General features: G+C 64.5%; 12 protein-coding genes. 11 read left to right on the top strand and 1 reads right to left on the bottom strand.

The window, feature by feature from the left end; all coding sequences use genetic code 11:
* From VMJ11_RS33620 to VMJ11_RS33590, 7 genes are all read left to right on the top strand, one after another.
* Positions 1 to 211 (top strand): DUF2244 domain-containing protein (locus tag VMJ11_RS33620; RefSeq protein WP_325625468.1); only part of this gene is annotated, 211 nt, incomplete at its 5' end.
* A gap of 76 nt (positions 212 to 287) precedes the next feature.
* Entirely contained in the window at positions 288 to 1943 is a 1656-nt protein-coding gene (coxB, locus tag VMJ11_RS33615) for a cytochrome c oxidase subunit II (RefSeq protein WP_325625466.1), read from the top strand.
* A gap of 204 nt (positions 1944 to 2147) precedes the next feature.
* On the top strand, positions 2148 to 3761 hold the full coding sequence (ctaD, locus tag VMJ11_RS33610) for a cytochrome c oxidase subunit I (RefSeq protein ID WP_325625464.1): 1614 nt from the start codon (positions 2148 to 2150) through the stop codon (positions 3759 to 3761).
* A 179-nt stretch (positions 3762 to 3940) separates the two neighbouring features.
* A complete protein-coding gene (locus VMJ11_RS33605) occupies positions 3941 to 4081 on the top strand; it encodes a cytochrome oxidase small assembly protein (RefSeq protein ID WP_325625469.1) in 141 nt (46 codons plus the stop codon).
* 40 nt (positions 4082 to 4121) lie between these two features.
* Complete coding sequence (locus VMJ11_RS33600; RefSeq protein ID WP_325625462.1) at positions 4122 to 4700, top strand: cytochrome c oxidase assembly protein; 579 nt, start codon at positions 4122 to 4124, stop codon at positions 4698 to 4700.
* 60 nt (positions 4701 to 4760) lie between these two features.
* Positions 4761 to 4982, top strand: a complete 222-nt coding sequence (locus VMJ11_RS33595; protein WP_325625461.1) for a DUF2970 domain-containing protein — start codon at positions 4761 to 4763, stop codon at positions 4980 to 4982.
* Positions 4983 to 5075: 93 nt separating this feature from the next.
* Complete coding sequence (locus VMJ11_RS33590) at positions 5076 to 5933, top strand: cytochrome c oxidase subunit 3 (RefSeq protein WP_325625460.1); 858 nt, start codon at positions 5076 to 5078, stop codon at positions 5931 to 5933.
* 122 nt (positions 5934 to 6055) lie between these two features.
* On the opposite strand, the gene VMJ11_RS33585 is transcribed toward VMJ11_RS33590, so the two are convergent.
* The gene (locus VMJ11_RS33585; RefSeq protein ID WP_028201826.1) at positions 6056 to 6265 is read right to left on the bottom strand and encodes a twin transmembrane helix small protein; all 210 of its coding nucleotides are present in this window, start codon (positions 6263 to 6265) and stop codon (positions 6056 to 6058) included.
* 105 nt (positions 6266 to 6370) lie between these two features.
* Here VMJ11_RS33585 and VMJ11_RS33580 point away from each other — a divergent pair, with 105 nt between their 5' ends.
* The 4 genes from VMJ11_RS33580 to VMJ11_RS33565 form a co-directional block, all read left to right on the top strand.
* On the top strand, positions 6371 to 7144 hold the full coding sequence (locus VMJ11_RS33580) for an SURF1 family protein (protein ID WP_325625458.1): 774 nt from the start codon (positions 6371 to 6373) through the stop codon (positions 7142 to 7144).
* A gap of 104 nt (positions 7145 to 7248) precedes the next feature.
* Positions 7249 to 7893, top strand: coding sequence for a cytochrome C oxidase subunit I (locus tag VMJ11_RS33575; RefSeq protein ID WP_325625456.1), 645 nt, complete (start codon positions 7249 to 7251; stop codon positions 7891 to 7893).
* A gap of 37 nt (positions 7894 to 7930) precedes the next feature.
* Positions 7931 to 9040, top strand: a complete 1110-nt coding sequence (locus VMJ11_RS33570) for a COX15/CtaA family protein (RefSeq protein WP_325625455.1) — start codon at positions 7931 to 7933, stop codon at positions 9038 to 9040.
* 9 nt (positions 9041 to 9049) lie between these two features.
* A partial coding sequence (locus tag VMJ11_RS33565; RefSeq protein ID WP_325625453.1) for a protoheme IX farnesyltransferase occupies positions 9050 to 9633 on the top strand: 584 nt, incomplete at its 3' end.

Genomic DNA, 9633 nt, shown 5'->3' with positions numbered 1-9633 from the left:
CCGGCTGGTGATCGAGCAGATGAGCGCCGACGCGCTCACGCAGTTCGAATTCAATCCCCGCTGGGTCCGGGTCGAGCCGGGCGCTACCCCACGCGACCCGGTGCGTCTCGTGTCCCGCGGCCAGGCGGTCGCTGTCGGGTTGCATCTGCCGCAATATCGGCGTGCGCAGTTCGCGCGGGAACTGCGCACCTGGCTTGCGCGCGCGGGTTGAGGCGCTGCGCGTGAGATGGCGTGCGTCCCAGGGGGCGCCCTGGTTGCAAAACCTTCCTGCGGGGTCGAGGGTTTGAATGGAAATTATGGGTAAGGAAGCTATGAAAACAATCAAGCGAGCCCTCCAGGGCGTGCTGGCGTGCAGCGGATTCCTCGTCGCCGGCGCGGCACTCGCGGTCGGAGACAGCCCCGGCGGCCCAGCGGTGAACGAGATCAATCTCCAGCCGCCCGTCACGCGCATCGCCGAAGAGCTCTACAGCCTCCACATGATGATGCTGCTGCTATGCACCGTGATCTTTGTCGGTGTGTTCGGCGTCATGTTCTATTCGATCTACGCGCACCGTAAATCGAAGGGCCATCAGGCCGCCCACTTCCATGAGAGCACGACCGTCGAAATCATCTGGACGGTGGTGCCGTTCATCATCGTCGTGCTGATGGCGCTGCCCGCCACGAAGGCCGTCGTCGCGATGAAGGACACCTCGAACGCCGACCTCACCGTGAAGGTCACGGGCTACCAGTGGAAATGGGGCTATGACTACGTGAAGGGGCCGGGCGAGGGCATCAGCTTTCTCTCCACGCTCAGCACGCCGCGCTCCGAGGTCAACAACCGGGTGCCGATCACCGACACGTACCTGCAGGAAGTCGACAACCCGCTCGTCGTGCCGGTCAACAAGAAGATTCGCATCATCACCACGGCCAACGACGTCGTGCACTCGTGGTACATGCCCGCGTTCGGCGTGAAGCAGGACGCGATTCCGGGCTTCGTGCGCGACACGTGGTTCAAGGCCGAAAAGGTCGGCACCTATCGCGGCTTCTGCACCGAGCTGTGCGGCAAGGAGCACGCGTTCATGCCGGTCGTGGTCGAGGTGCTCTCCGACGACGACTACGCGAAGTGGGTGCAGACGCAAAAGGCGAAGATGTCCGCCGCGGCTGACGATCCCAACAAGACCTACACGCTCGCCGAACTGAAGGAGCGCGGCGAGAAGGTCTACATGGCGAACTGCGCGGTGTGCCACCAGCCCACCGGCAAGGGCGCGGGCGCGTTCCCCGCGCTCGACGGCAGCAAGGTCGCGAATGGCCCGATCGCCGAGCACGTGAGCATCGTGCTGCATGGCAAGAATGCAATGCCCTCGTGGGCGCCCACGCTGAACGACGTCGAGATCGCTTCGGTCGTCACGTTCGAGCGCAATTCCTGGGGCAACCACACCGGCGACGTGCTGCAGCCGCGCCAGGTGGCCGACGCGCGCAACGGCAGGATGCCCGAAGGCGGCGAACAGACCGCGGCGGCGGGCGCAGCCGCCGCGAGCGGGGCGCAGGAGGCCAGCGCGGCGAGCGGCGCCACCGAAGCGAGCGCAGCGAGCGGAGCGACCGCCGCAAGCGCAGACCAGGCTTCGGGCGCGGCGCAAAGCAGCACGGCGGCGCTACCGGCGAGCGTGTATTTCGAGGTGGGCAAGAGCACGCTGCCCGCCGACGCAAAGGACGCCATCCAGGCCGCAGCCGATTACGCGAAGGCGCACCCCGACGCGAAGTTCACGCTCTCGGGCTACACCGACGCGAGCGGCAATGCCAACACGAACGAGGAACTCGCGAAGCATCGTGCGCAAGCCGTGCGTGACGCGCTGAAGGCGGCGGGTATCGCCGAAGACCACATCATTCTGAAGAAGCCCGAAACGGTCACGGGCGGCGCGAACGCGAAGGAAGCGCGCCGGGTGGAAATCAGCCCGGCGGCCTGACAGGGCACGAGGCAAGCCGGCCGCAAGGCGGGTGAAGAACGCAGGACAAGCGCGGGCCCCCACGCACGACAGGCGCTGCGCGAGCACATAAGAAGCAGGCAAACGCTGCAACAAGAGACGCAAAAGCAATTCGCTTTCGCAATTACTTTGCATGAGATCGCAGTCGGCACTGAAGCGCTGAGCGCGATCGACAGGAGAAAAGTCATGTCGAGCATCGGACACGATGTTGCTGGGGGGCACGGCCACGTGCACGGCGACCACGCGCACGCCACGCCCCACGGCTGGCGCCGCTGGTTGCTGGCGACGAACCACAAGGACATCGGAACGCTTTATCTCATCTTTTCGTTCGTGATGTTCCTCTCGGGCGGTGTCATGGCGCTCGCCATTCGTGCAGAGCTGTTCGAACCGGGCCTGCAGATCATGCGTCCCGAGTTCTTCAACCAGCTCACGACGATGCACGGGCTCATCATGGTGTTCGGCGCGATCATGCCGGCATTCGTGGGCTTCGCGAACTGGATGATCCCGCTGCAGATCGGCGCCGCGGACATGGCCTTCGCGCGCATGAACAACTTCAGCTTCTGGCTGCTTCCGGCCGCCGCGTGCCTGCTCGTCGGCTCGTTCTTCGTGCCGGGCGGCGCGACCGCCGCGGGCTGGACGCTCTATGCGCCGCTCTCCACGCAGATGGGCCCCGGCATGGACTTCGCGATCTTCGCGGTGCACATCATGGGCGCCTCGTCGATCATGGGCGGCATCAACATCGTCGTGACGATCCTGAACCTGCGCGCGCCCGGCATGACGCTCATGAAGATGCCGATGTTCGTGTGGACGTGGCTCATCACCGCGTACCTGCTGATCGCCGTGATGCCGGTGCTCGCGGGCGCGATCACGATGCTGCTGTTCGACCGCCACTTCGGCACGAGCTTCTTCAATGCGGCAGGCGGCGGCGACCCGGTCATGTACCAGCACATCTTCTGGTTCTTCGGGCACCCCGAGGTCTACATCATGATCTTGCCGGCGTTCGGGATCGTTTCGCAGGTGATCCCGGCGTTCTCGCGCAAGCCGCTCTTCGGCTATAGCTCGATGGTGTACGCCACGGCCTCGATCGCGATCCTCTCGTTCATGGTCTGGGCGCACCACATGTTCGCGACCGGCATGCCGGTCACGGGCCAGCTCTTCTTCATGTACGCGACCATGCTGATCGCCGTGCCCACGGGCGTGAAGGTGTTCAACTGGGTCGCCACGATGTGGCGCGGCTCGCTCAGCTTCGAAACGCCGATGCTGTTCGCGGTGGGCTTCCTGATCGTGTTCACGTTCGGCGGCCTCTCGGGCCTGATGCTCGCAATGGCGCCGCTCGACATCCAGTATCACGGCACGTATTTCGTGGTGGCGCACTTCCATTACGTGCTGGTGGCGGGCTCGCTATTCGCCTTGTTTTCAGGGTGGTACTACTGGGCGCCAAAATGGACAGGCTGGATGTATAACGAGACGCGCGGCAAGATCCACTTCTGGTGCTCGCTCATCTTCTTCAACCTCGCGTTCCTGCCGATGCACTTCGTCGGCCTCGCCGGTATGCCGCGCCGCTATGCCGACTATCCGGCACAGTTCACCGACTGGAACCAGGTGATCACGATCGGCGCGTTCGGTTTCGGGCTTTCTCAGGTGTATTTCCTGTTCGCGGTGGTGCTGCCGGCGTACCGCGGCGGCGGCGAGCTGGAAAAGGCCAGCGACAAGCCGTGGGACGGCGCGACCGGCCTCGAGTGGACCGTGCCGAGCCCGGCGCCGTTCCACACGTTCGAGAATCCGCCGACGGTCGAATAACCCGTTGGCTTGAAGCGTCCGGCTGCGCGCGCGGCACGAAGTCCAGGCAGAAACAAGCCGAAGCACGCAGCGCGCCGGACGCGAACGAAGTCCGCGGTCTTCATCGACGCATGCACGAGGAACGACTCACGATGCGCATCACGATTGAAGGAGATGCCGCGGCCAGCCGCGCTGCATGTATGAAACGGGATCCTCAAAGAAGGCGCACGCCCGCTGAAATCCGCGCGGGCAATCTGCGGCTCGGCCTCATTCTGCTGGCCGTTGCGGCGGCCTTCTTTCTGGCTGCCGTCATCAAGCAGGTGTATTTCCCCGGCCATTGACGCGAAGGCGCGTTGCCGGAAGACCGTTCGAGGAAGTCCGATGTCCACGGATGCAGGAAGCGATCGCGCGTTGAACCGGTCGATGCTCATCAAGCTCGCCGTCGTGGCGCTGCTGATGTTCGGCTTCGGGTTCGCGCTCGTACCGATGTACCGCGCAATTTGCCAGATCACCGGCATCAACAATCTGGTGCAGCGCGACGCCACCGCGCGCGAGGCGCGCAACACGCAGGTGGACATGACGCGCACGGTGTCGGTGGAGTTCGACGCGAATGCGCGCGGGTTGCTGGGCTTCAAGCCGGAGCAGACGAGCCTCGACGTGCACCCGGGCGAAGTCATGACGGTGATGTACGACATTTCGAACAACGAAGGACGCACGATCGACGCGCAGGCCATTCCGAGCTATGCGCCGAAGCAGGCGACGGAGTACTTTCGCAAGATCGAGTGCTTCTGCTTCACGCAGCAAACCTTGAAGGCGAACGAGACGAAGCGCATGCCGGTGGTGTTCGTGATCGATCCGAAGCTGCCGAAAGACGTGAAGACGATCACGCTGTCGTATACGTTCTTCGAGCTGAACAAGCCGGTCGTACCGACGGCGCCGAAGCAGTCGGCCGGGGCGTGAAGCTCATGATGCATTTGCGGCGCGCGCGGTACACGGCGACAGGGTGATGAGGCGATACGGATGAGCGACGAAAGCGGCGGCGCAGGACCGGCGAAAAAGAAGAGCGGCTTTGTGCAAGTGGTGAAGGCCGTGGCGTGGTCGTTTTTCGGGGTGCGCAAGCGTGCCGACCTCGAAGCCGACGCCGCGAACCTGCACCCCGTGCATCTGATCATCGCGGCGATCGTCGGCGCCGCGCTGTTCATCGGCGTGCTGCTGTTGATCGTGCACGCGGTGGTGAGGTAGTCAAGGGCGCACGCAGCGCGGCGTGCGAGGCAGTCAATACCGAAGAGAGAAAGCCGGCGGTGTCCGGAGCAACTGGAAACTGGAGAATCAGGCATGAGCGGCCAAAACGATAGCCCGTATTACTTCGTACCGCATCCGTCGCGGCATCCGATCAGCGCGTCCATTGGTCTTCTGGTCATGCTCTCGTCGCTCGCTTCGTGGATCAACGGCGAGTCGTGGGCGCCGATCGGCGTCGCGGCAGGCCTGCTGTGGCTGCTGTTCACGCTCTGGCACTGGTTCGGCGACGCCATCGCCGAATCCGAGGGCGGCATGTACGGCAAGCGCGTCGACACGTCGTACCGCTGGAGCATGAGCTGGTTCATCTTCTCCGAAGTGATGTTCTTCGGTGCGTTCTTCGGCGCGCTCTTCTACGCGCGCGCGATCGCCATGCATCAGCTCGGCAGCCTCGACTACAAGCTGATCTGGCCGGACTTCTCGGCGGTGTGGCCGAACACTGGTCCCGCGGAGCTCGTCTCGCACTTCCGCTCGATGACGCCGTGGCCCGTGCCGACCATCAACACGGCGCTGCTGCTCTCCTCGGGCGCGACGCTCACGGTCTCGCACCATGCGCTGCGCGACAACCATCGCACGAAGGCCATCGCCTGGCTCGCCGCGACGGTCGTGCTGGGCCTGTGCTTCCTCTGCCTGCAAGCCTTCGAGTACATCCATGCGTACAACGAACTGAACCTCACGCTCGCTTCGGGTGTTTATGGTTCGACGTTCTTCCTGCTCACGGGCTTTCACGGCTTCCACGTGTTCCTCGGCGGCACGATGCTCACGGTGGTGATGATCCGGCTCATTCGCGGCCACTTCACGGCCGAGCATCACTTCGCGTTCGAAGGCGCCGCGTGGTACTGGCACTTCGTGGACGTGGTGTGGCTCGGCCTCTACGTCGTCGTGTACTGGCTGTAACCTGGGCGCGGCGCGCGCGTGCCGCCGCGGCGCAAGTGAGGAAAACGAAACAAGGCGCCGCGCCGACCAGGTCGGGCGGCGCCTCGTGTTTTCCGGGCTGCGAGCGTTGCCGCGCGCCGGATTCACCGGCCGTAGGGAATCCCGGTGGACTGGATCCAGCCCATCCAGTGTGCGAACAGGATGAAGAGAAAGAGCGAGATGGAAAGGCCCACGCGCGTGGCGAGCGACCAGACCATCCGCTTGGTGCGGCCCCGGTCGTGCATCATGAAGTAGAGCGCCGAGATCATGCTCGCGATGATCAGCGCGAATGCAACCGGGACGAGTATGTGCATGAAGTTCACGGAATTTGGCATGCCTGAAAACGCCTGTCTCATTATCGCACCGCGCTGCGCGGAGCGGGGTTCGATCATCCGGATCTCGCGCATTGGACGTGCCCAATGAAAATCCGGCTCGTTCCCGCGCTGCTCATCCTGATCGTGATGGCCGTGACGATCCGGCTCGGTTTCTGGCAGCGTGACCGCGCGCATCAGAAGGAGGCGCTGCAGGCGCAGCTCACGCAGTACGAGTCGTCCAGCCCGCAAACCGTGGGTGCGGCGCCGCTCGCGTTGAAGGCCATCGAGTTTCACCGCGTGCGCGCGAGGGGCACCTTTGTCCCCGAGCGCGTGGTGTATCTCGACAATCGTCCCTATAACGACCAGCCGGGTTTCTACGTCGTGATGCCGCTTAAACTCGAGGCTGGCGGCTACGTGCTCGTGAATCGCGGCTGGCTGCCGCGCAACATTGCGGACCGCGCCACGATCGCGCCCTACGAAACGCCGCCGGGACCGGTCGAAGTGGAGGGCATCGCGCGCGCTGACGCCTCGCGCGCCTTCGAACTCGGTGCGGGCGGCTCTGCAGCGCATCAGAAGATACGGCAGAATCTCGGCGTCGCTTCTTACGCAGCGGAAACCGGGTTGCCGCTGCAGCCGTTCGTGATCCAGCAAACCGGCTTCGTCCCGGCCTTCAAGGACGGGCTCGTGCGCGACTGGCCGGTGCCGGACACCGATGTCGGGCGGAACTACGGCTATATGCTCCAGTGGTGGGGCATGGCGCTCGCGGCGCTCGGTTTCGGGCTTTATGCCGCACGCAAGTCTGCGACAAAAGCGCGCACCGAAGGCGCGGCAAAGCAGCGTGCCAGCGAAACTGGCAACGGCAGCGCGAAGGACGCCTGACGATCCATCGGACGAATCAAAGCACTGCCGACATCGCCCGGACATCGGCGCTGCGCATGCAGCACATGGACAACTGAAAGCGACAGAAACGAGGTTTCCCGAGAGTGTCGACGCAATCCCCCCGTTCCGCCCAGGTCGCGCAGCCGGCCGCCGCGCATGCCGCCAAAGGCTCGTGGCGTCGCGGCCGCTGGACGCTCATCATCATCGCGCTCATCTGCGGCGCGCCCATTGCGATCTCGTACTTCACGTACTACGTGATCAAGCCGAAGGGCGGAACGGCCAGCTATGGCGCGCTCATCGAGCCGCAGCGGCCAATTCCCGGCGCGCTCACGGTGACGGGCGAGGACGGCCATGAGGTGCCGCTCGCCTCGCTGCGCGGGCGCTGGCTGTTGATCTCGGTGGACGGCAGCGCCTGCGACGAAACTTGCGCGACGAAGCTCTACTTCATGCGCCAGGTGCGCGCGACGCAGGGCCCGGAGCGCGAGCGCGTCGTCACGGTCTGGCTGCGCACCGACGACGCGAGCGTGCCCGGGAAGGTGAAGGGCGCTTACGCCGATACGCGCATGCTGCGCGCCGATCCCGTAGCGGTTGCCGCATGGCTGCCCGCCACCGGCACGACGAAAGACACGGATCACATCTACATGGTCGATCCGAATGGCAACCTGATGATGCGGTTCCCCGCGAACCCCGATCCGTCAAAAATCAAACAAGACGTCACTAAACTCCTCAAGTGGTCGAGCATCGGTTAAGGTGCACGGCGCGGTCTGACAGTAAAGAGTAAAAGAGATGTTTATCCTGCAGCTGGGCCTGATTGGCCTGTGCATCGCGTTGCTGCCGCTCTCGTGGGTCTGGGTGAAGGCGGACGACAACAAGTTTCGCAAGCTCGTGTGGCTCACGACGTTCATGACGCTCGACCTCGTGATGTTCGGCGGCTTCACGCGCCTCACCGATTCGGGCCTTGGCTGCCCTGACTGGCCGGGCTGCTATGGCACTTCATCGCCGTTCATCGCGCACATGCAGATTGCGGCCGCCCACGCGGCCATGCCGAGCGGCCCCGTGAGCATGACGAAGGCGTGGATCGAGATGATCCACCGCTACTTCGCGATGGCCATCGGTGTGCTGATCATCGCGCAAATGGCCATTGCCTGGCGCGCGCGCATCAAGCGCCTGCCGCTGCATGTGTCGCCGTGGTGGCCCACGGCGTTGCTTGGCCTGATCGTCGTGCAGGGCGTGTTCGGCGCCTGGACCGTGACGATGAAGCTGCAGCCCATCATCGTGACCACGCACCTCATGCTGGGCCTCTTGCTGCTAGGCTCGCTCGCGTGGCTCGCGGCGCGCATGACGCCGCTGCCCGCGTTCGAGCCCGATGCCGCGCGCTGGCGCGTGGCCGCGCTGGCGGCTCTCGTGCTGCTCGTCGTGCAGATCGCGCTGGGCGGCTGGGTGAGCACGAACTACGCGGTGCTCGCCTGTACCGATTTCCCGACCTGCAACGGAGCGTGGATCCCGCCGATGGATTTCCATCACGGCTTTCACCTCTGGCGCGCGCTCGGCATGGACGGCAACGGCGACGTGATCACCCAGGACGCACTCGTCGCGATCCACTGGACGCACCGCACGTTTGCGCTCGTCGTGATCGCTTATCTGGTATGGTTCGCCCTCCGGCTGCGGCGCTACGCCTCGTTGCGACGGCCGGCAAACTGGGTTCTGATCGTGGTTTTGATCCAGTTCCTGACAGGACTTTCCAACATCGTGCTGCAGTGGCCGCTGCCCGTGGCAGTGGCGCACAACGGTGGCGCGGCGATCCTGCTGCTTCTTGTCGTCGTGCTAAACTTTCGAATTGCCTGTAGCCGCCCCGGCCGCGCCGTTCTCCCTGCGCGCGATACCGCTGCGGTGTGATCCCGCCCTATGGAAAGTACAACCCTCTCCCAGACACCCGGTAGCCGGATTTCCCAATATCTCGCGCTCACCAAGCCGCGTGTCACGCAACTGGCCGTGTTCTGCGCGGTCATCGGCATGTTCCTCGCCGTGCCGGGCATGGTGCCCTGGAAGCAACTGATCGGCGGCACCGTCGGCATCTGGCTCACGGCCGGTGCGGCCTTCGCGATCAACTGTCTCGTCGAGCAGAAGGTGGATGCGCGCATGCGTCGCACTGCCTGGCGTCCTTCGGCGCGCGGCGAGATCACGAGCATGCAGATCCTGATCTTCTCCGCCGTGATCGGCGGCATCGGCATGTGGGTGCTCTACACGTTCACCAACGCGCTCACCATGTGGCTCACGTTCGCGACCTTCATTGGCTACGCGATCATTTACACGCTGCTGCTCAAGCCCGCCACGCCGCAGAACATCGTGATCGGCGGCGCCTCGGGCGCCATGCCGCCGGCGCTCGGCTGGGCCGCCGTGACCGGTCACGTGCCCGCCGACGCCTGGATTCTCGTGCTGATCATTTTCGTGTGGACGCCGCCGCATTTCTGGGCGCTCGCGCTTTACCG

This window comes from Paraburkholderia sp., from assembly GCF_035501035.1.
Classification (GTDB): domain Bacteria; phylum Pseudomonadota; class Gammaproteobacteria; order Burkholderiales; family Burkholderiaceae; genus Paraburkholderia.
This window is presented reverse-complemented; position numbering and strand designations above follow the sequence as displayed.